Source organism: Streptomyces sp. NPDC107765, assembly GCF_055657085.1.
On the sequence record NZ_JBVKBL010000013.1, the window covers coordinates 220,626 to 242,212 of the forward strand.

15 protein-coding genes and 1 tRNA gene are annotated in these 21,587 nt (G+C 72.3%); 10 read left to right on the plus strand and 6 right to left on the minus strand.

From position 1 onward, the window contains the following. Nucleotides 1–126: 126 nt before the first annotated feature. The 6 genes from ACZ7MX_RS29030 (at nucleotide 127) to ACZ7MX_RS29055 (ending at nucleotide 8,714) form a co-directional block, all read left to right on the plus strand. A complete protein-coding gene (locus tag ACZ7MX_RS29030) occupies nucleotides 127–873 on the plus strand; it encodes a Pr6Pr family membrane protein (RefSeq protein ID WP_472136227.1) in 747 nt (248 codons plus the stop codon). Nucleotides 874–885: 12 nt separating this feature from the next. After that, nucleotides 886–959: transfer RNA gene (locus tag ACZ7MX_RS29035), tRNA-Pro, on the plus strand. Between the two features lie 993 nt (nucleotides 960–1,952). Continuing rightward, nucleotides 1,953–6,128 (plus strand): nSTAND1 domain-containing NTPase, encoded by a 4,176-nt coding sequence (locus ACZ7MX_RS29040; RefSeq protein WP_472136229.1) that lies wholly within the window; start codon nucleotides 1,953–1,955, stop codon nucleotides 6,126–6,128. A 339-nt stretch (nucleotides 6,129–6,467) separates the two neighbouring features. Next, entirely contained in the window at nucleotides 6,468–7,256 is a 789-nt protein-coding gene (locus ACZ7MX_RS29045; RefSeq protein ID WP_472136231.1) for a GntR family transcriptional regulator, read from the plus strand. A 5-nt stretch (nucleotides 7,257–7,261) separates the two neighbouring features. Next, on the plus strand, nucleotides 7,262–8,065 hold the full coding sequence (locus tag ACZ7MX_RS29050; RefSeq protein WP_472136233.1) for a glycosyltransferase family 2 protein: 804 nt from the start codon (nucleotides 7,262–7,264) through the stop codon (nucleotides 8,063–8,065). A gap of 160 nt (nucleotides 8,066–8,225) precedes the next feature. Further along, entirely contained in the window at nucleotides 8,226–8,714 is a 489-nt protein-coding gene (locus ACZ7MX_RS29055) for a hypothetical protein (protein WP_472136235.1), read from the plus strand. Between the two features lie 69 nt (nucleotides 8,715–8,783). Here the strand turns inward: ACZ7MX_RS29055 and ACZ7MX_RS29060 are convergent, their stop codons facing one another. Continuing rightward, complete coding sequence (locus ACZ7MX_RS29060; protein WP_472136236.1) at nucleotides 8,784–10,058, minus strand: amidohydrolase family protein; 1,275 nt, start codon at nucleotides 10,056–10,058, stop codon at nucleotides 8,784–8,786. A 229-nt stretch (nucleotides 10,059–10,287) separates the two neighbouring features. Here ACZ7MX_RS29060 and ACZ7MX_RS29065 point away from each other — a divergent pair, with 229 nt between their 5' ends. From ACZ7MX_RS29065 to ACZ7MX_RS29075, 3 genes are all read left to right on the plus strand, one after another. Then, nucleotides 10,288–10,737, plus strand: coding sequence for a DoxX family membrane protein (locus ACZ7MX_RS29065; protein ID WP_472136299.1), 450 nt, complete (start codon nucleotides 10,288–10,290; stop codon nucleotides 10,735–10,737). Between the two features lie 247 nt (nucleotides 10,738–10,984). Beyond that, nucleotides 10,985–11,686 carry a TetR/AcrR family transcriptional regulator gene (locus tag ACZ7MX_RS29070; protein WP_472136238.1) on the plus strand — a complete coding sequence of 234 codons (702 nt, stop codon included), beginning with the start codon at nucleotides 10,985–10,987 and terminating at the stop codon, nucleotides 11,684–11,686. A 108-nt stretch (nucleotides 11,687–11,794) separates the two neighbouring features. Continuing rightward, a complete protein-coding gene (locus ACZ7MX_RS29075; RefSeq protein WP_472136240.1) occupies nucleotides 11,795–13,090 on the plus strand; it encodes a cytochrome P450 family protein in 1,296 nt (431 codons plus the stop codon). 85 nt (nucleotides 13,091–13,175) lie between these two features. Here ACZ7MX_RS29075 and ACZ7MX_RS29080 read toward each other — a convergent pair whose 3' ends face one another. Further along, a complete protein-coding gene (locus tag ACZ7MX_RS29080) occupies nucleotides 13,176–14,258 on the minus strand; it encodes a hypothetical protein (RefSeq protein WP_472136242.1) in 1,083 nt (360 codons plus the stop codon). Nucleotides 14,259–14,481: 223 nt separating this feature from the next. Next, nucleotides 14,482–15,315: a class I SAM-dependent methyltransferase gene (locus ACZ7MX_RS29085; protein ID WP_472136244.1), complete on the minus strand. Its 834-nt coding sequence runs from the start codon at nucleotides 15,313–15,315 to the stop codon at nucleotides 14,482–14,484. A 246-nt stretch (nucleotides 15,316–15,561) separates the two neighbouring features. On the opposite strand from ACZ7MX_RS29085, the gene ACZ7MX_RS29090 reads away from it, so the two are divergent. Further along, nucleotides 15,562–17,355, plus strand: coding sequence for a S9 family peptidase (locus tag ACZ7MX_RS29090; RefSeq protein ID WP_472136301.1), 1,794 nt, complete (start codon nucleotides 15,562–15,564; stop codon nucleotides 17,353–17,355). An 18-nt stretch (nucleotides 17,356–17,373) separates the two neighbouring features. On the opposite strand, the gene ACZ7MX_RS29095 is transcribed toward ACZ7MX_RS29090, so the two are convergent. From ACZ7MX_RS29095 to ACZ7MX_RS29105, 3 genes are all read right to left on the minus strand, one after another. Then, nucleotides 17,374–18,651: a cation diffusion facilitator family transporter gene (locus ACZ7MX_RS29095; RefSeq protein ID WP_472136246.1), complete on the minus strand. Its 1,278-nt coding sequence runs from the start codon at nucleotides 18,649–18,651 to the stop codon at nucleotides 17,374–17,376. Nucleotides 18,652–18,845: 194 nt separating this feature from the next. Then, nucleotides 18,846–19,808, minus strand: coding sequence for an SURF1 family protein (locus ACZ7MX_RS29100; RefSeq protein ID WP_472136248.1), 963 nt, complete (start codon nucleotides 19,806–19,808; stop codon nucleotides 18,846–18,848). Nucleotides 19,809–19,953: 145 nt separating this feature from the next. Beyond that, nucleotides 19,954–21,462 (minus strand): hypothetical protein, encoded by a 1,509-nt coding sequence (locus ACZ7MX_RS29105; protein ID WP_472136250.1) that lies wholly within the window; start codon nucleotides 21,460–21,462, stop codon nucleotides 19,954–19,956. Between the last annotated feature and the right edge of the window lie 125 nt (nucleotides 21,463–21,587).

Sequence of the window (21,587 nt, forward strand, 5' to 3'; positions counted from 1 at the left end):
GCAGGCTCTTCTGGCGGGCCTTCCTCCCAGTTGAGGCGAACCGCCCGGAGGGGCCTCCCTCTTGGTGGGCGAACCGCCCAGGGGGCCTCCCTCCTCCCTGCGGCTCCCTCCCCCTAACGTGGAGGAATGTCCGACCCCAACCGGACCTCGCAGTCCACGCGCCACGCCACCGGGCCGGCCGGCGCCGCCGCCCGGACTCCCGCCGCGGCCGTCGCCCCCGCGACCCGCCACCGCCTGGCCGCCGTCTACCGCCTCCTGATCACCGCGACCGCCCTGACCGGTCTGGTCCTGGGGGCCGTCGCCACCCAGGACCCCGCCCGCGTGCTCGCCTCCTTCACCGCGCAGGCCGGCATCGCCGCCGCTCTGGTCTCCGCCGCCTCGGCCCACCGTGCCTGGACCGGCCGCCGCCCCCTGAGCCCCGGTCTCACCGGCGCCGCCCTCTTCTTCCTCACCCTCAGCGCTGTCCCCCACCACGCCCTCCCCGCCACCTCCCCCACCGCCTTCGCCCTCCCAAGCCCCACGCCCGGCGCATCCCCCCACTCCCTCTCCTCCCTCTCCTCCCTCTCCTCCCTGCTCCTCACCACGCTCACCCCGCTCGCCGCCCTCGCCGACTGGCTGCTGCTCACCACGCCCCGCGGCTTCCGCCCCCGCCACGCCTGGCAGTGGCCGGCGTACCCCCTCCTCTACCTCGCCGCCACCCTCGCCCTCCCCGCCACGACCGGCACCCGCCCAGGCAGCCTCACGACCACCCTCACCACCGCCCTGGCGAGCTGCCTCCTCCCCGTGATCACCATCGCGATCGACCAGGTCAGGCCCTCCCCACGTCTCTCCCGGAACCGGATTTCGCCTACGGGGATCGGTCCGCTAAAGTAGAGCTCGTTGCTTCGGGGTGTAGCGCAGCTTGGCAGCGCGCTTCGTTCGGGACGAAGAGGTCGTGGGTTCAAATCCCGCCACCCCGACTGAAGGAACACCAGGTCAGGGGCCTGATTCGCATCGCGGATCAGGCCCCTGATCCGTTTCTGGGATCGCCCGGGAGGCATGCCGGAGAAGATCTTCGTGTGGGGGCCCAGCACGCGGTCGCCAGCAAGGTGTGGCGAGCGTCTCACGCGGCGGCCCGTGGCTGCCTGTTCGCGCGTCCGACTCCCAATTCCCCTCTGAGGACTGCCGAGGATCTTCGCCGGCACGAGGGGGATGAACGGCGGAGCGGGCGGAACGGACGGAGCCGCGGCCCCACGGGCCGTACGGGCCCCACGCGAGGCGCTCCAGCGCTTCCAGGGTGGCGAGTTCACGAGGGGCGCTGTGTTTCCTTGCGCGGCAGGCGAATTGATTACCCGGCCACCCTCACACCGGTCCCGGGCAGGAGCACCCGCCCGCCGGTGACGGCGGGTCAAGATGCCCTCCAGCGAACGACCAGGGTGGTGATCTCGCTCACACCGGTCGGATGTCCCCGGCGGCCTTATCGCCGGTGTGGCCCCAGTCCTGGTTGCCGCCGGTGTGGGCTGAAGTGGTGGATGAAAACAACGCCGCGCCATTCGGCGCCGGTCCCTCCCCTCGTGGGGACCGGTGCCGAACAGCGCGGGCGGCGGCGATCCGCGCCCCCCGTACCGGCGCGGATCCGGGTGGGCCGGACCGTGGTCGACGCGGCGGCAGTCCGGGCCGGGCCGGCTCCTCGGGTCCTCGTGCTGAGGCGTCCCGACCGTTACCCCCGGCCGTCACCACCGGCTGGTGATTCCGGCGGGCGGTGGCCGGGAACAGGCGTCAGGAGTTGTTGCTCCGGAGGGCCGGGCTTCGCCCGGCCGGGCAAGGCCCGGGTGCTGCGCCGCTGGCTCGTGATACTGCCAGTCGTGCGTCCCTGCGAGGAGATTCCGGAGTCGGGCCGGGGGCTTAACCACAGGTCAGCCCGCTAAGGTGAGTTTTCCGGTCCGGATGTCCAGCCGCGGGGGAAGTAAGGAGTGGAGACCTTGAGTTCCGACTCAGGGGCACGCTCAGCCTTCGCCGAGCGTCTCGCGCTGCTGTACAAGGAGGCCGGCAACCCTCCCCTCAAGAAGGTGGCCGAGGCGGTCGTCCGGCTGCAGCGGGTCGACGAGCGGGGACGGCCGGTGCGGGTGTCCGTACAGCGGATCAGCGACTGGCGGCGGGCCAAGAACGTGCCCGCGCAGTTCGCCGCCCTCGCAGCGGTGCTGCAGGTGCTGATCCCTCAGGCCCGGCGCTTGCGGCCGGTGCCGGTGTCCACGGGCCTGTACGACCTGGCCCAGTGGCAGCGGCTGTGGGAGCGGGCGGTCGGCGACCGTGCCGCGGCGTCCGCGCAGGAGGAGGAACGCCCCCCGGACGAGGCCGCGCCCGTACCCGGTGTGTGCCCGTACCGCGGACTGGCGTCGTACCGTCCGCAGGACGCCCGGTGGTTCTTCGGCCGGGAGCGGAGCACGGAGGCTCTCCTCGCCCAGCTCCGCGCGGCGGAGCGGACGGGGGGCCTGGTCATGCTCGTGGGCGCCTCGGGGGCCGGAAAGTCGTCGTTGCTCAACGCCGGGCTGGTGCCCGCGTTGCGGAGCGGCGTGGGGGGCGACGACGCGGGCGGTGGGGCGCGGGAGGTGCTGCAGCTCGTGCCGGGGAGTGATCCGCTCGGAGAGCTGATCCGCCGGATTCCCGAGCTCGCCGACGTCGTGCCCGGCGCAATGGAGCCCGCGGCCGCCGAGTCCGCGGTCACGGAGTCCGCGGTCACGGAGCCCGCGGCCGCGGAGTCCGCGGCGCAAGAGCCCGCGGCGCCTGAGTCCGCGGCGCCGGAGCCCAACACCCGAACGAATCCCAGCCCCCCGCCGACCCCCGGCACTCCCCACTTCGCGCGCGCCGTGCGGGAAGCCGTCTCGGGGTGGGCGGGGCGTGGGGCGGCGGTTGCTGCTCGGCCGGTGGTGATCGTGGACCAGTTCGAGGAGGCGTTCACCCTCTGTTCCGACGAGGCGGCGAGGCGGACGTTCATCCAGCTCCTCCACGCCGCGTGCACGCCGCCGCCCTCCCCCACGTCCTCGACCTCGCTCGAACAGGGGGGACCCTCACGCTCCGGCGGCCCGGCCCCCGCGCTCGTCATCATCGGCATACGCGCCGACTTCTACGAGAAATGTCTCGGATATCCCGAACTGGCCGATGCGTTGCAGCACCGGCACATGGTGCTCGGCCCGCTGACCAGCGCGGAGCTGCGAGAGGCGGTGACCGGTCCCGCCAAGGCCGTGGGGCTGGAACTCGAACCGGGGCTGGCGGAACTGATCGTCCGGGAGGTGAGCGCCGACGGCACCGACGGTGCGCACGACGCGGGTGTCCTGCCGCTGCTCTCGCACGCCCTGCTCGCCACCTGGCAGCGGCGGAAGGCGGGACGGCTGACGCTGGCCGGCTACCGCGCGGCGGGCGGGATCCAGGGAGCGGTGGCGGCGACCGCCGAGCGGGCCTGGTCCGGTCTCGACCCGACGGCACGCACGGCCGCACGGCTGCTCCTCCTCAGGCTGGTCCGGCTGGGCGAGGACACCCAGGCCACCCGTAGGCGGGGAACGCGGCGCCAACTGGCGGACGAGTCGACCGATCCCCACAAGACGGAGGAATCGCTCGAAGCGCTGGTGCACGCCCGGTTGGTGACGCTCGACGCGGAGGCCGTGGAGATCACCCATGAGGCGCTGCTCCACGCCTGGCCCCGGCTGCGCGACTGGATCGACGAGGACCGGAACGGCAATCTGCTGCGCCAGCGCCTGGAGGAGGACGGCAGGGCCTGGGAGGGCTCGAACCGCGACACGTCGCTCCTCTACCGGGGTTCCCGGCTGGAGCAGGCCCGCAGCTGGGCGGAATCCGCCGGTGACACGTTTCTGACCCGCAGCGCGGTGGAGTTCCTGGCCGCCGCGGTGCGGCTGCGCCGGCGCACGGTGTGGCTCAGCCGCGGTGCGGTGGCGGCCGTGGTCGTCATGGCGATGCTGGCCCTCGGTTCGGCGGTGGTGGCGTGGCAGCAGCGGGACGACTCGGTGTTCCAGCAGGTGCTCACCGAAGCCGATCGCGCGCAGTACACGGACCCGTCCCTCTCGGCCCAACTCGACCTGGTGGCGCACCAGCTGCGCCCCCACGACGAGGGCGCGAAGAACCGGCTGCTCTCCATCGTGAACGCCCCGCTGGCCACCCCGCTCCGGGGCCACACCGGCGCCGTCTACCTCACCTCGTTCAGCCCCGACGGGCGGACCCTGGCCACCGCCGGCTACGACCGGACCGTCCGGCTGTGGGACGTGCGCGACCGGGGCCGCCCCGAGCCGCTCGGCAAGCCCCTGACCGGCCACACGAGTTGGGTGAGCAGCGCGGTCTTCGGCCCGGACGGGCACACCCTCGCCAGCGCCGGCGACGACGGCACGATCCGGCTGTGGGACGTGACCGACCCCCGTCACCCGTCCCGGCTCGGCCCGCCGCTGGCCGGCCACCAGGGCACGATCTACCTGGTCGCCTTCAGCCCGGACGGCCACACCCTGGCCTCCGTCGGCGACGACCACACCGTCCGCCTGTGGGACGTGGCCGACCCGCGCCGTCCGAAGGCGCTCGCCACACTGACCGGCCACACCGCCGCCGTACGCTCCGTCGCGTTCAGCCCCGACGGACGGACGCTCGCGGCGGGCAGCGACGACGAGACCATCCGGCTGTGGGGCGTGTCCGATCCGCGTCACCCCGAACCGATCCACCGGGTGCTCACCGGCCACACGGACCTGGTCCACTCGGTGGCCTTCAGCCCCGACGGCCGGACCCTCGCCAGCGGCAGCGCGGACGACACCATCCGGCTGTGGGACGTCTCCGACCCGGAGCACGCCGAGCCGATCGGCTCGCCGCTCACCGGCCACACCGGTCCGATCTGGTCCGTCGCCTTCAGCCCCGGCGGCGGGATGCTCGCCGCGGCCAGCGCGGACAGCACGGCGAGCCTGTGGAACGTCAGTGATCCGGCGTACCCGTCGCAGGTCGGGGAGCCCCTCGCAGGCGGCAGCGGCGAGATGTACGCCCTCGGCTTCAGCCCCGACGGCCGGACCCTCGCCACCGGCAACGGTGACAGCAAGGCCCGCCTGTGGTCGATACCGGCCTCGGACATGATCGGCCGGAATGGGACGTTCCGAGCGGACGGGCGGGTGCTCGCCACGGCCGCGCGGGACGGCAGGGTCCGGCTGTGGAACGTGCACACCCACGGCCGGCCGGTGCCCCTGAGCAGACCGTTCATGCAGGCGGACGGCTACCACCGTTCGATGGCGTTCTCCCCCGACGGCCGCACCCTCGTCGTACGGACGGGGCACCGGACGGTGTACCTGTGGAACGTCGCCGACCCGGCCCGCCCGGTCCCGGCCGGGCCGCCCCTCACCCTGCACACCCGCTTCGCGGGCCCCGACTCCCTGGCCTACAGCCCCGACGGCCGCACCATGGTCACCGCGTACGACGACCGCACCGTCCAGTTGTGGAACGTCAGCGACCCCTCCCACGTGGTTCCGTTCGGCCCCCCGCTCACCGGCCACAAGGGCTTCATCAACTCCCTCGCCTTCAGTCCGGACGGCCGTACGCTCGCCAGCGGCAGCGCGGACGGCACCATCCGGCTGTGGGACGTGACCGACCCGCGTCGCCCCGCCCGGTCCGGCGCCCCGCTCCGGGGGCACCTCGGTCCCGTCAACGTGCTCGCCTACAGTCCGGACGGCCACACGCTGGCCAGCGGCGGTGACGACGACACCGTCCGGCTGTGGAACGTCACGGACCCCCGCCGGGCGACGCCGCTGGGCCCGGCGCTCACCGGCCACACCGAAGCGGTCGTGTCGCTGACGTTCACCCCGGACGGCCGGACCCTGGCGAGCGGCGGCGACGACAACTCGGTGCAGTTCTGGAACGTCTCGTTCCCGTCCCGGGCCCTGCCCATCGGCCAGGCGACCAGCCCCAACGCCAAGACCGGCAATTTCCTGGCGTTCAGCCCCAAGAGCCACCTGCTCGGGGTGTCGAGCGGCGCCGGCACCGTCCGCCTGTGGAGCCTGGACCCCGACCCGGCGATCCGCCGCATCTGCTCCACCACGCGGGGCGTCCTGACACCGGAGAAATGGCGCGAGTACCTGCCCCACCTCTCGTACGAGCCGCCGTGCAGCGCATGACGACGACCTGGGCCTACGTGACTCCGATCACAACTCCGGGTCCGGGTTGAGCAGTTGACTCCCGTCGTGCTGACAGCCTTGCTACTCTTGGCCGCAGCCCGATCGCTGGTGCATCCCCCGTCGCCAGCGATCGGGCGCTTTCATTCCGCCGTTTCCGGTTCCTGCGCATCGCTCCCGAACGATGCCGGTTGATCCCGGTTCACGCCTGCTACCCCTGGCTCGCCCCACGCTCCCCAACTCGTCAACACCTCTTGATGAGTCGTAGCCTGGTGTGGACCGGCCGGCCGCAGTCAGCCCCGCCGGACGGGGCAGAGCACCGAACGACGGACGGTGAGACCGATGGCAGTGGCGTACGAGCAGATCGCCGATCAGCTTCGGCGGTCCATCCGCGCAGGTCGGCTGAAGCCCGGGGACCGCCTGCCCGCCGAGTCCAAGCTCGCCGAGGAGTTCGGACGCAGCGTGCCGACCGTCCGGGACGCGCTCCGGGTGCTGCGCGACGAGGGCCTGATCGAGAAGCAGCACGGGCGCGGAAATTTCGTCCGGCGCGCCCGCACCACGACCGTACGCACCAACCTTCGCCACCAGTGGGAGAAGAACCGCGCCCGCCGGCCCCTGGAGGAGCGGGCCCGGACCGGCGCGACCGAGCACGAGACCGGCCTGCAGGTCGACGACCTGATCTTCCACGCCGCGTACCGCGAGACCACGGCGGACCAGGACCTCGCGGCGGCGTTCGGCCTCCCCGAGGGCACCCCTCTCCTCGCGCGCTCCTACCGGACGCGTTGCGCGGCCGAGAACGCCCCCTTCAGCCTGGTGACGTCCTATCTCGTCCGCGACCTGATCGCGGCGAACCCGGACCTGCTCGACCCGGCCAACGAGCCGTGGCCGGGCGGCTCGCAGGCCCAGCTCTCCACCGTCGGCATCGAGGTCGACCGCATCGAGGAACGGGTCACCGCCCGCCCGCCGACGCCCGAGGAAGCGGCGGAGCTGGAGCTCCCGCCGGGGACGTCGGTACTCGTACTCCGCAAGACGTCGATCGACACCCGGGACCGGATCGTTGACGTCTCGCACGTCGTCCTGCCCGGCGACCGCACGGAAATGCTGTTCACCACTCCCCTGGAAAGGTGGTGAGTGCCGTGCGCCGGCGCATCATCATCGTCACGGCCGTCCACGCCCCCTCGGCCCCTTTCCTCCCGGAGGCGTACAAGTCCCTCCGCGAACAGGAACTCCCCGAAGGATGGGAGTGGCACTGGGTCGTCCAGGAGGACGGCCGCACCGACGAGGTCGCCCCGTACGTGCCCGACGACGCGCGGGTGACCTTCCGCCAGGGACGGTCCGGCGGCCCCGGTGTCGCCCGGACGCTCGCCCTGGCCCATGCCGAGGGCGAGTACCTCAAGGTCCTGGACGCCGACGACCAGCTGGCGCCCGGCGCGCTCGCCCGCGACCTGGCCGCCCTGGAGGGCGACCGGGGCCTCGGCTGGGCGACATCCCGCGCCCTCGACCTGCTGCCCGACGGCTCGACCGCCGGTTTCCCGGGCGACCCCGCGCCGGGGCCGATCGAGCGCGGCGCCGTCCTCGACTTCTGGAAGGCGAACGACTTCCGCGCCCAGGTCCACCCGGCAACCCTCTTCGTACGCCGCGACCTGCTCCTCGCCCTCGGCGGCTGGATGGCCCTGCCCGCCTCGGAGGACACCGGTCTGCTGCTCGCCCTGAACGCCACCAGCCGCGGCTGGTTCTCCTCGGAGGTGGGCCTGCTCTACCGCAAGTGGCCGGGCCAGGCGACCAGCCAGCCTTCCCACACGGACACCGCGGAGCGCCATGCGCGGATGGCGGTCGCCGAGGCCCGGGCACGCGCGCTCGCACACGTCGACTGGCGCTATCCGAGGGACGAGGACCCAGGCGCGGTGACCAGGAGTGGATGGCTGAGGGGCGACGCCTGAGGGGCGTCGGCCGAGGGTGAGTCGATCGCGCGGTTCCCCCGTCACGCCTCTGGCCTGTTGATGCCCGGCGTGCCACCCTGCGCGGCACCCGTTGGTCGGCCCCCGGCACACGTCGTATCCGTGGCCGACGACGACAGCCGAGGCAGGCAAGGAGACCGCCATGACCGAGCTCCGTGGAGACGAGCAACGCCGGAGGAACACCTCGCCGGACGCCCTCAGGGCGAGGCACACCGCCCGCGCCCGAAGCGCTTGTGCCCGTACGGCCGCCGCCTGCCGCTTCGCCGGATTCGCGGCCGACCCCGGCTCCGTAGTGGCCGTGCCGGCGGCGGCCTCCGCGAAGGCCGCCAACGCCCTCCGTCTGTCCGCCGACGCCGTCGCCGCGCTGACCGCGGGCAGCCCGGACCCCGCCGCGGACGCCCGGCACGCACGCAATGCGGCCGCGGCCGCCGTCCTCGCCGCCCAGATAGCCCGCTCCCACGGCGTCAACCAGCTCTGCAACGCCGCGTACGACGCCGCCCTCAAGGCGTCCCTGGCAGCGGGAAGGGCCGCCGGGCGGGACGGCTGGGGTGCCAGTGACCCGCTGAACGCCGAAGCGGAAGCGGCCGAGGCCGACGCCGTCGCCGCCGCCACGGCCGCCGGCTGGACGTAAGCCCTCCTCCCGTCCCCCCTTGTCCGGCACCGCGAGCCGGTGCCGGACCGCGCCCCTCCGGACGATCCCTCACCCCTGATCGAAGGGAAGCTCCAGCATCCGGATCGCATTCCCGCGCAGGAGCTTGTACGTCACCTCGTCCGGCAGCCCCGCCATGTGCTCGGCCGCCACCTGCTTCGTGTGCGGCCAGGTCGAGTCGACGTGGGGGTAATCGGTCTCGAACGTCGCATTGTCGACGCCCACCGTCTCGATCGCCTCGACCCCGTGCCGGTCCCGGAAGAAGCAGCAGAAGACCTGCCGGTAGTAGTACGACGAGGGCGGCTCGGGGATCAGGTCCTTCACCCCGCCCCAGGCCCGGTGCTCCTCCCAGACGTCGTCGGCACGCTCCAGGGCGTACGGAATCCAGCCCATCTGGCCCTCGCTGTACGCGAGTTTCAGCCGCGGGAACTTCACCAGCACGCCGCTGAAAAGGAAGTCCATCATCGACGCCATCGCGTTGTTGAAGGAGAGCGCGGCCTGGACCGCGGGCGGGGCGTCCGGTGAGGCCGCCGGCATCTGCGACGACGACCCGATGTGCATGTTCACCACCGTCCCGGTCTCCTCGCACGCCGCGAAGAACGGATCCCAGTACCCGGAGTGGATCGACGGCAGCCCCAGGTAGGTGGGGATCTCGCTGAAGGTCACCGCCCGCACCCCGCGGGCGGCATTGCGCCGGATCTCCGCGACCGCCAGGTCGATGTCCCACAGCGGGATGAGGCACAGCGGAATCAGCCGGCCGCCGCTGTCCCCGCACCACTCCTCCACCATCCAGTCGTTGTACGCCCGGACGCAGGCGAGCCCGACCTCCTTGTCCTGCGCCTCGGCGAAGGTCTGGCCGCAGAAGCGCGGGAACGTCGGGAAGCAGAGCGACGCCTCCACGTGGTTGAGGTCCATGTCCGCAAGCCGCGCCTTGGGGTCCCAGCAGCCGCGCCGCATCTGCTCCCGGGTGATCCCGTCCAGCGTCATCTCGTCCCGGGAGAACCCCACGGCCGCGATGATGCGCTTGTACGGGAAGATCTGCCCGTCGTACTCCCACCAGTCCGTGATCTGACCGTCCGGGTCCGTGGTGAACCGGTACTTCCCGCCCACGTACGCCAGCTCACCGATGCCCGCGGTGAACGGCTTCGGCCCCCTGTCCTGGTACTTCTTCGGAAGCCAGGTCTCGAAGAGGTGCGCCGGCTCGATCACGTGATCGTCCACGCTGATGACCTTGGGAAGCTCCGCCGTGCCGCTCTCGTTGCTGATCACGCTGTACCCCCAACTGCCCGTCGGTGAGTCACTACGGGCCCGAATCTGACGATCCATCAGCTCCGAGGCTATGACCTCCCCCTCACGACGACAAGGCGCGCCCGGCAACTCCCCGCGCGGGAACGACCGCCCCTCACGGCCCGGGCCGCACCCCTTGCGGGATGAGCCGCCGCCCGCTGAACTGACACACGGCGAACCGACCTGACGCTCCATCAGTTCAGAGCTCCATCAGCTCAGGCTTCCGTTTTCCGTTGCGGACGAATCGAGAGGCGGCATGGACATGGCCATGCACACGTTCTGGCTCAGCGGCGCCGAGTGGTTCGCGGTCCTCCGGATCGGCCTCGGGCTGTGGTGGCTGGAGAGCTGGCGGCACAAGGACAAGAAGACCTGGTTCGCCGGCGGCGGCATCGACTGGGCGGCCGGTATCGCGGCCGAACACCGGTGGCCCGTCGTCCGCAAGGGCTTCGACCGCTTGGTGAAGCCGCACCCCCGCCTGATGGCGTACCTCGTCGCCTATGCCGAACTCGCCCTCGGCCTCGGACTGATCACGGGCTTCCTCACCCCGATAGCCCTGGTCGCCGGCGCCGTGCTCAATCTGATCTACCTGGCGCTGATGATCCACGACTGGGCGGAACAGGGTCAGAACCTGATGATGGCGCTGATCTCGGTCGCCGGCCTTCCGGCGATGAGCTGGCAGAGCTGGTCGCTGGACGGGGCGTGGGGCCTGTTCCTGTAGCGGCTCGACTCCCGGGGCGCCGGCCCAGCGACGCGCTCGGCTCCTCCTGCCCGCCCGACCCCCAACCTCCCATCCCCGTCCCCTGTCCCGTGCCCCCTGTCCGGAAAGTGCCTTACGGGGCCGCACCGCCGTACCTAGCCTGACCTTTGTGACCAGATTTCAGATCTGGTCACGGGGTCAGGACCAGAAGCCGGGCCCGGGGGAGCGGGCGCAGTGCCGATCGGGGTGCGGGCGAGGGGGAGAAGGCGTGGAGCGGGCGGAGCGCGGCGAGCGGATCCTGGAGGCGGCCGGGGAGTTGCTGCTCGCCTGGGGGTACGCGCGGGTGACGATCGAGGAGATCGCCCGGCGCGCCAAGGTGGGCAAGGGAACGGTCTACCTGCACTGGAAGACCAAGGACGCACTGCTCCTGGCCGTCATGCTGAAGGCGCAGGCCCGCAGCCAGCAGCGGCAGGTGGCGCGGCTCCGCGCCGATCCGCTGGAGGTGCTGCCGAGCCGGATGATGCGGGAGCGCTTCCAGGACTTCCTGACCGAGCCCGTGCTGCGCGCCCTGTACACCGACGACTCCGACCTCCTCGGCCGGCTCAACGACCACGCCAAGAAGGAGTGCGCGGAGCTGATCGCCGAGGCCGACCGGACCCTGCGGCGCCATCTCGAGGTGCTGCGCGCACACGGTCTGGTGCGCACCGACACGGAGGTCCGCCACCAGCAGTACGCGCTGCTGGCGATCGCCACCGGGTTCTTCACCGCGGAGACGCTGCTCCAGGAGCGGGCCCCGGACACCCCTGAGACGCGTGCGGAGATCCTGGCCCGAACGGTCCGGAGCACGCTCGAAACCGCCCCCGACCACGCACACCGGGCCGCCACCGCGGCCGCCGCCGAAGTCATCCCCCTCTACGAGCGGTTGGCGGACCTCTCTGCCCGCGAGCTCAACCGCCAGGTACGCCGCTGAGACCCAGCGGCAGGTACGTCGCCGCGGCGGGCGCGGCGACGACCGGAGACGGCGGCCGGTGACCAAGCTCGGCCGCCTCACCCACTCCCGACCGGAGGAGAACGAAAGATGTCGGCATTACCCCGCTCCCCGCTCACCGCGCACGTCGGGAAACACCCGGGCGAGCCACAGCTCATGGACCCCGCGCTGGTCAGCGACCCCTACGGCGGATACGGGGCGTTGCGCGAGCAGGGGCCGGTCGTCCGCGGCCGGTTCATGGACGACTCGCCCGCATGGTTCGTGACCCGTTTCGAGGAGGTCCGGCAGGTCCTGCGCGACCCGCGGTTCGCGAACAACCCGGTCGCCTCCTCTCTGGGCGCCAGGCCCGAGGACTCGCCCACGGTGCGGCTGTTGGACATGCTCGGCTTCCCCGAGCACCTCCGGGTCTACCTGCTCGGATCGATCCTCAACAACGACGCCCCGGACCACACCCGGCTGCGCCGCCTCGTCACCCGGGCGTTCACCGCACGCAAGATCACCAACCTGCGGCCGCGCGTGGAGGAGATCACGGACGCCCTGCTGGACCGGCTCCCCGAGCACGCCGAGGACGGCGTCGTCGACCTGATCCAGCACTTCGCGTACCCGCTGCCCATCACGGTCATCTGTGAACTGGTCGGCATACCGGAAGCCGACCGTCCGCAATGGCGTCAATGGGGAGCCGATCTCGTATCGCTCCACCCGGACCGGCTCAGCGTCTCGTTCCCCGCGATGATCGACCACATCCACGAGCTGATCCGGGAACGGCGCGGCGCGCTCACCGACGACCTGCTCAGCGAGCTGATCCGCACCCATGACGACGACGGCAGCCGGCTGAGTGACGTCGAGATGGTGACCATGGTCCTCACCCTCGTCCTGGCCGGTCACGAGACCACCGCCCACCTGATAGGCAACGGCACGGCGGCCCTCCTCACCCACCCCGGCCAGCTGCGCCTCCTCAAGGAGGACCCGGCCCTGCTCCCGCGGGCCGTCCACGAGCTGATGCGGTGGTGCGGACCGGTGCACCTGACGCAGCTGCGGTACGCCACCGAGGACGTCGAGCTCGCCGGCACCCGGATCCGCAAGGGCGACGCCGTGCAGCTCATCCTGGTGTCGGCGAACCACGATCCCCGCCACTACACCGACCCGGAACGCCTCGATCTGACCCGCCATACCGCGGGCCACGCCGAGAACCACGTGGGGTTCGGCCACGGACCGCATTACTGCCTCGGCGCGACGCTGGCCAAACAGGAGGGCGAGGTCGCCCTCGGGAAACTGCTCGCACGCTTCCCCGACGTCTCTTTGGCCGTCGAACCGGAACGGCTGGAACGTGCGCAGGTGCCGGGCAGTTGGCGGCTGGTGTCCTTGCCGCTGCGGCTGCACCGATAACCGCGCACTAGCCGGGACTGGGGGCGACACCGCACCCCGGAGGTGGCGGGACGGCCGGCCCCGCCACCTCTTCCGGTTCGTAGCGCTACTTGCCGGCCACCGAGGCCCGCCAGATGACCTGGTGCGAGCCCTCTCCCTCACCGTTGAAGATCACCGCTTTCGGCGCGTCGCCCTTCGGCAGCAGGTGGATGGAGCACTCGGTGACCACGCCGTTCGGCTTCACCATCTTGTCGGGGACGGCCTCCGGGCACTGGCTGACGCCGGGGCCGCCGATGTCGATCAACGTCATCTTCTGCACGGTCTGACCGGCCTCGGTCTGCAGCGTCACCCCGTCGCTCATGCTGGGCAGCAGGTCGTACTTGCCGCTGTTCCGGTACTGCATGGTCACGTAGTACGGGACCATCTTCTTCTGGTCCGCGTCCAGGTCGAAGCGGCTCAGGTCGGCGAGGGAGCCGACGCGCACGCTCTTCGGGGTGATCCGCAGCGAGACGGGCCGCTTGCTGCTGTCCTCCGTGACACCGTCGGCCGGCTTGCCCGCCGGCAGGATCCCGTCGGACGAACCGCCCGCGCCGCCGCCCCCACCCACCTTCCAGATGAGGGTGTCACCCCCGTCGTCCTTGTAGGAGACGGTCGTCGGTGGCTGTCCCTTGGGGAGCATGTAGATCTGGCAGATCGCGGCCGAGGCACCGGCCGCCAGCTGCGACGTGCCGCCCTCACGGCACTCGGGCGGCAAGCCGGAGCTGGTGGCCAACGGGTTGGACTGGAACAGCGAGACCGGCTGGGCGGGCTGGCCGTCGGCCCCGTTGACGGAGAAGTTCCGCTCCGGGGACAGGTTCTTCACCGTCTTCTTGCCGGTGTTCGTGTAGGAGAAGGTGAGGTAGTACGGCACCTTCCCCTTCAGGTCGTCGTCCAGCCGGATGTGCGAGAGGTCGGCGTCCGAGCCGCGAGCCAGCCGCGTCGGGGTGATCCGCAGCGGGTGCGCCTTGTCGTCGGAGTCGGTCCAGGTGGCCTGACGGGGCGTGGCCTTCATCGGCAGCGGCTTGGCCGGCGTCACGGCCTCCGACGGCCCCGGCGCCGCCTTGCCGTTACCGGGCCCGCCACATCCCACGGCCAGCAGCATGAGCGCGCTGAGACCCGCGGCACCCGCGATACGTATCGGCTTCCGCACGGCAAATCCCCCGTTGTTCTGCGATGTTCCGCGTTGTTCTGCGTGTTCTGCTTGTTTTGCGTGTTCTGCTTGTTTTGCGATGTTTTGCGTGTGCTGCGTTCTGCGTCGGTGCCCGTCGTCGCCGCCTGACCGGCCGGGACCGGTCCGACACACTAGCCGGGGGCGGTACGGACGAACGGCACCACCCCCGGGGCCCGGACTGACGGGCCGGACCGAACGCACCTCAACGAGGACGACTGGCCCGCAACGAGTACATGAGGGGAACGCGGGGACGGTCCCCGGGAAAGCGGTAGTACCCGTCGTCGCCCCGCCGTAGTGCGGCGAACCGCTGGTACATGGTCATGTCGTGCTCGTGCAGGAAGTCGATGCGCAGGCCGGCACCGGCCACTGCGGAGACGACGTCACCGAGCGGATGCTGCCATTCGACACTGCGGTTGTTGACCGTCGGCGCCTCGAAGTCCGTGTACGTACCGGGCACTTCGTCGACCCAGGCATCACGGCTGAAGTAGTCGTGGACGATCCGTGCGCCGGCCTCGTCGTCGAGGCTGTCGGTCAGCGGGTGGAACTCGGCGAGGTAGAGGAAACCTCCGGGCGCGACGAGCGAGGCAGCGGTGTCGGCCCAGCGCTCCACGTCCGGCAGCCAGTTCAGAGCCCCGATACCGGTGTAGACGATGTCGTACGACGCGTCGGGGACGGCTTCGACGGCGTCATAGACATCGGCGGCGACGAAGGCCGCCCGGTCCGGGCCGTAGCCGAGTTCGGCGGCGAGCTCGCGGGCGGCCTCCACGGCCGGTTCGGAGAAGTCCAGGCCGACGACGCGGGCGGCGCCGCGGTGCGCCCAGGAAAGCGTGTCCTGCCCGAAGTGGCACTGGAGGTGGAGCAGGGACCGGCCGGTGACGTCTCCGACCTCCGCGGTCTCGAAGTCGCGGAGCACGTCCCGGTCCCGGCGGAAACGCTCCCGGTCGTAAAAATCGCTCGCGGTGTGGATGGCCACCCGCTCGTCCCACCTCGCGCGATTGGTCTCCCGCCAGTCGTCGGGGCCGGTGTTTCTTCGCATATCGCGAAGTTATCCACAGGGTTGCGGCCCTCGCCAACGCATTTCGAGCGCCGGGCGCAGAATGGGCCCATGACTGACGAGACGACCGCAGGCCCCGACCGCTCCCCCGCCCCGGCCCCTTCCTCGGGCGGCCCCGACCGCTCCGACCGCTCCTCCGGGACGCTGACGGGCTCGGCCGACCCCATAACGGGCCCGGGAGCGTCGACACCTGACCCGGCCGGCTCGCCGAAGACGGACACCGCGGACATGCCCCCCTGGGAGAAGCGCTTCCGCGCCCCGCGGATCGGGCTGCCGGACTGGGCCGAGGACGCCCCGCACCGCTCCCTGTTCGTCTCGAACGCCACCGGCACCTTCGAGCTGTACGCCTGGGACCGGGCGACCGGCGCCCAGCGGCAGGCCACGGACCGGCCGAACGGCACGACGGACGGGACGCTCTCGCCGGACGGCGAATGGATCTGGTGGTTCTCGGACACCGACGGGGACGAGTTCGGCGTCTGGATGCGGCAGCCGTTCGCCGGCGGCCCGGACGAGCCGGCCACCCCTGGGCTCGCCCCCTCCTATCCGGGCGGCCTGGCCATCGGCCGCGACGGCACCGCGATCGTCGGCCGCTCCACGGACGACGACGGCTCGACGATCCACGTCGTACGCCCGGGAGAGCCCCCGGTGGAGATCTACCGCCACCGCGAGTCGGCGGGCGTCGGCGATCTCGCGCACGACGGCTCACTGATCGCCATCGAGCACACCGAGCACGGCGACGCGATGCACTCCGCGATCCGCGTCGTCCGGCCCGACGGCTCCTTGGTCGCCGAGCTGGACGACACCAACGGCGGCACCGAGGAGCTGGGCCTGTCGGTGCTGGGCTTCGCACCGGTGGACGGTGACTCCCGGCTGCTGGTCGGGCACCAGCGCCGGGGCCGCTGGGAGCCGATGATCTGGGACCCGCTGACCGGCAAGGAGACGGCCCTGGAGATCGACCTCCCGGGAGACGTCGGCGCCGACTGGTACCCGGACGGCTCGGCACTCCTCGTGGAGCACGAGTACCAGGCCCGGAGCGAGCTGTGGCGGTACGACCTCGGAGAGGAGCCGACGGGCGCGATACTGACCCGCGTCGACACCCCGGCCGGCACGGTCTCGGGCTCGACGGCACGGCCGGACGGAACGGTCGAGTTCCTGTGGTCGTCGGCCGCGCAGCCCCCGGAGGTGCGCTCGACGAGCGGTGCGGTCGTGCTGGACCCGCCCGGCATGAAGGCGCCCGGGTCGGTGCCGGTGCGGGACGTCTGGGTGGAAGGCCCCGGCGGCCGTATCCACGCGCTGGTGCAGCAGCCTGCGGGCGACGGGCCCTTCCCGACGGTGTTCGACATCCACGGCGGCCCGACCTGGCACGACAGCGATGCCTTCGCCTCGTCCCCGGCGGCGTGGGTCGACCACGGCTTCGCGGTCGTCCGCGTCAACTACCGCGGCTCGACGGGCTACGGCCGCGCCTGGACGGACGCCCTCAAGCACCGCGTCGGACTGATCGAGCTCGAGGACATCGCCGCGGTGCGCGAGTGGGCGGTCAGCTCCGGCCTGGCGGACCCGGAACAGCTGGTCCTGTCCGGCGGCTCATGGGGTGGCTACCTCACCCTGCTGGGACTCGGCACCCAGCCGGAGGCCTGGGCCCTGGGCCTCGCGGCAGTACCGGTGGCGGACTACGTCACGGCGTACAACGACGAGATGGAAGCCCTCAAGGCCATGGACCGCACCCTCCTGGGCGGCACCCCCGAGGAGGTCCCGGAGCGCTTCGAGGCCTCGTCCCCCCTGACGTACGTGGACGCGGTGCGGGCCCCGGTCTACATCTCCGCCGGCGTCAACGACCCGCGCTGCCCGATCCGGCAGGTGGAGAACTACGTCCAGCGCCTGGAACAGCGCAGCCACCCGCACGAGGTCTACCGCTACGACGCGGGCCACGGCTCCCTCGTCGTCGAGGAACGCATCAAGCAGATACGCCTGGAACTCGACTTCACCCAGCGCTACCTGACCGCCCGGAGCCGGACCGCCTGACCGGCAGCGGTTCCCCTCTCAGGCCACCGCGTGATGGGCGAGGGCGGCATGCGGGTCGGTGATCCCGGTGCCCTCGGTCGTGTGATCGGTGTGCACGGTCGCGGCGGTGAGCCGGGGGACCGCGTGGATGAGTGCGTGCTCGGCGGCGACGGCGAGGGCGTGGGCCTGCACCACGGTCAGCCGGGAGTCGACGACGATGTCGGCCTCGGCACGCAGCGTGTGACCGATCCAGCGCATGCGGACCTGGCCCACGCCACGGACCCCGGCCACCGTGCGCAGGGCGGTCTCCGCGGTGTCGAGCAGCTCGGGATCGACGGAGTCCATCAGCCGCCGGTAGACCTCGCGGGCCGCGTCGCGCAGGACGACGAGGATCGCGGCAGTGATCAGCAGACCGATGAAGGGGTCGGCAAGGCGCCAGCCGAGAGCTGCGCCTCCGGCACCGAGGAGGACGGCGAGGGAGGTGAAACCGTCGGTGCGGGCGTGCAGCCCGTCGGCGACCAGGGCCGCGGAGCCGATCTTGCGGCCGGTGCGGATGCGGTAGCGGGCCACCCATTCGTTACCGAGGAACCCGACGACGGCGGCCACGGCCACCGCCCCGAGATGGGTCACGTCACGGGGGTGCAGCAGGCGGTCAACGGCCTCGTAAGCGGCCAGCAGGGAGGAGGCGGCGATGGTGAGAACGATGGCGATACCGGCGAGGTCCTCGGCGCGGCCGTAGCCGTAGGTGTAGCGGCGGTTCGCCGCACGGCGGCCGAGCACGAAGGCGATGCCGAGGGGTACAGCGGTCAGGGCGTCCGCGGCGTTGTGGAGGGTGTCACCGAGCAGTGCCACCGAGCCCGACAGCGTGACGATGACCGCCTGGACCAGCCCGGTCGCCCCAAGGATCCCGAGCGAGAGCCACAGCGTGCGCATGCCCTCCCGGGAAGTCTCCATCGCGGCATCCACCTTGTCCGCGGCCGCATGGCTGTGCGGGGTGAGCAGATGACCAATCTGATGCCGCACTCGCCCCCAGCGCCCGCGCGGTGACGTGAGGTGGGGGTGGGAGTGGCTGGCAGTGTGGCCGTGGGTGCTGTGGGAGCCGGAATGTAGGGAGCCAGTGCCGGGGCCGTGACGGTGCCCGTGTGGGTGGCCGGCAGGCCCGTGCGTTGCGGGGTGCGGCGGGCCGTCGCCATGCCCGTCCGCCGGGTGGGCGGGGCCCTCGCCATGGCCTTCACCGGCGCGCGGAGGGTGAGCGTGGTCATGGCTGTGCGGGTGGGTGTGGCCAGGTCGTGGCGAGGGGGTGCGGTTGCCTGCCATGGGGCTACCGTGGCACACCGATTCCATTGCGGCTACAACGGTCGTACGGCCTCTGACCAGGTGCAATGTCGTTGCAGGTACCGATTGCAGGCTGCGGGTCGGACCGGACCCGCGACCGGGTGGGGTGGGAGGGGTGGGGCGGGGCGGGGGCGGGGGCGGGGGCGGCCCCCCGGGGGGAGCAGCCGCCGAGCCCGTCAGCCCCGCCCCACTCCCGCAGCCCCGCCCCGTTCCTGGCCAGTCAGCCCGTCCCCCGCCCCGGCCGGCCCGTCCACCGCCTCAGCCGCCACACCCGGAGCACCAGCCGGCACATCCTCCGCCCCAACCGGCGCATCCGCCTTCCCAGCCGGCCCGTCCGTCGTCTCGTCCGCCTCCGGAAGAAGGCCCAGTGCTGCGTCCTTGGCGGTTTCGGCATCGCGACGGAAGAGGCGGAACCACATGAAGACCACGAAGCCGGCGAAGACGAACCACTCGCCGGTGTAGCCGAGGTTCTGGAAGGCCTTGAGGTCCAGGCCGCTGCCCTCGGCGGCGGCCGGCGGGACGGGCTGCAGCGGGGCCTGCGGGTCGGTCTGAGTGATCCAGGCGTCATAGACGTCGTACTGCACGATGTTGACCAGCGACGCCGCGCTGATCATGCCGAGCTGACCGTGCGGCAATCCGCCGCCCGCCTGGACGCCGTCGGTGCCCTGGTTCTCGGAGGCCTGCAGCGCGCCGGTGACCGTCACCTCGCCCCTGGGCGGTGCGGGCACCTTCGCCGTGTCGGCCTTCGCATCGGCGTCACCGGGCAGCCAGCCGCGTACGACCGGGAGCGCCTTGCCGTGGTCCGTGCGCAGGAGGGTGAGGACGTAGAAGCCCTGCCGCTCGCCGTGCTTGTCCTTCAGCGTGCGGTCCGGTACGAGCAGTTGGTGCTCGGTGTCGTAGTGCCCGCGGGCGCTGGCCTGGCGTCCGGAGGTCACCTTGTCGACGGGCAGCAGGCTGTCGAGGGGCCGGGCGGCCGCGGCCTTCGCCTGGGCCGAGCGGTCCTCCTGCTGCCGGTGGGTGTCGACGCGGTCCTCGAAACGGCTCAGCTGCCAGCTGCCCATGAAGATGCAGAAGGGAATCGCCAGTACGGCGAAGACGTTGATTCCCCACCACCGCGGGGTCAGCAGGAACCGGTACACCCCATCAACGGTACGGGGCCCGCACCGCGAGGCCTCACCGCCCCCTCGCGGCTCCGCTCACCGCCCCGCTCGCGGCCCCCTCAACGGACCGTCGGAGCGCCGCACCCCACGCTGACGTCCCCCGGCCCCTACGCCACCACGGCCCCTACTCGGCCGCCACGGCCTCCGTGCGGTAGACCGTTCCGGCGCAGGCGTCGGCGATCTTGGCGTCGGTTGCGGCGGGCTCGCCGGCCTCCGGCGTATGGCTGAGAACGATCCCTCCCGGCGCGGCGCCGCCACCGCCGGCACCGCCGTCGTCGCCACCCGCCTGACCGCCGGTGTCCGTGCCCGTCGTGGCCCCCGCGTCCGGGGACTGCCCCGGGTCCTTGGAGGGGTCGGGAGTGGGCGAGGGCCCCGGGTTGACGCACCCGGTCGGGCCGCCGCCGGCCTGCGGGATCCAGGCGAACTTGACCTCGTACGCCTCGCCCGGCTTGAGGACCAGCTGGTCGGGGGTGGTGGCCGGATCGGGCAGACCGGTGGCCTCGTCGCCCGAGGTGTGGTCGACCACATGGATGTGGTCGGGATTCGTGGACCCCTGCGCGGAAGCCACGACGACGCCGCCGCCCTGGACGGAACAGGGCGTGGCGGACGTGTTGACCACCCGGAACGCACCGTAGACGCGGCCGTCGGCGTCCGCCGGGCCGACCTTGCTCGTTCCCTGGCCGAGCTGATCGCGCGCGCAGACCGGCGAGGTGACGTCCATGGTCTCGTCGGGGGCGGGGGTTCCGGCACCCGGGCCGTGGCCGGCGCCGTTCTTCTCCTTCGCCTTGCCCTTGCCCGCGGGTTGCCCGCCGCCCGGCTTGGCGCCACCCTGGTCGGTCGGGCGCGGCCCGGCCTGCTCGGTGCCCTCGCCGTGCGTACCCCCGTCGGCGTCGTGGGCGCGCTGGCTGTTCGCGGCGTTGGCGGGCCGGTCGGGGGAGCCGTCGGCGAGATTCGCGACGTGCAGCATGGCGGGGATCGACGTACCGCCGAGCAGCAGTGCGGCGGCCGCACCGACGACGGCGTGCCGACGGCGCTGGCGTCGGGCAGGTACGGCGCGGCGCAGGTGGTCCAGGGCGTCCGGGGACGGTTCGAGGCCGTCGACGCTGGACTGCAGGAGGCGCCTCAGGTCGTCCTCGTCGCCGAAGCCGCCACCGAAGCCGCCGCCGGTGGGATGGCTGCGCCCGTGGTCGTCCCCGTCACCGTCGTCACCACTGCCCCCGGAGGCAGAACCGGCAGAGGCCGGAACCGCGGAGGCCGAGCCGTCGAACGCTCCGCCGGCTTGGGCATCGTTGTCGCGGACGCCCCCACGGGAGCGGGTTTCGCGGGCCTCGCCCCCACGGGAGCGGGTACCACCGGTCTCGCCCCCACGGGACCGGCTCTCCCCCGCCTCGCCACCACGGGGCCGGGCCTCCCCCGCCTCAGTCTCACGGGCCCGCGTCTCACGGTCCCGCACTCCCCGGTCGTACTCATGACTCTCGCGGGCTTCACGGCTCCCGCAGATATCGCGGGCCCCATGACCCCCACGAAGCCCCTGGGCCTCGCCCGGACCGCCGTCCTGCGCCTCGCGTACGAGGTAGAGCCCCTGCGGCCCATGGCCCGACGCGCCGCGCGTGCGGTACGAGGCGTCGTCCACCCCGGCACACCCCGCCGCCCAGCCCGGGACCGCGCGCCCGCCGGCCACGCCACCCGGACCCACATCAGCACCGCCCGGACCAGCCGGCCCGACCGACCCCCACGCCCCAGCCGCGCCCCCCGGAG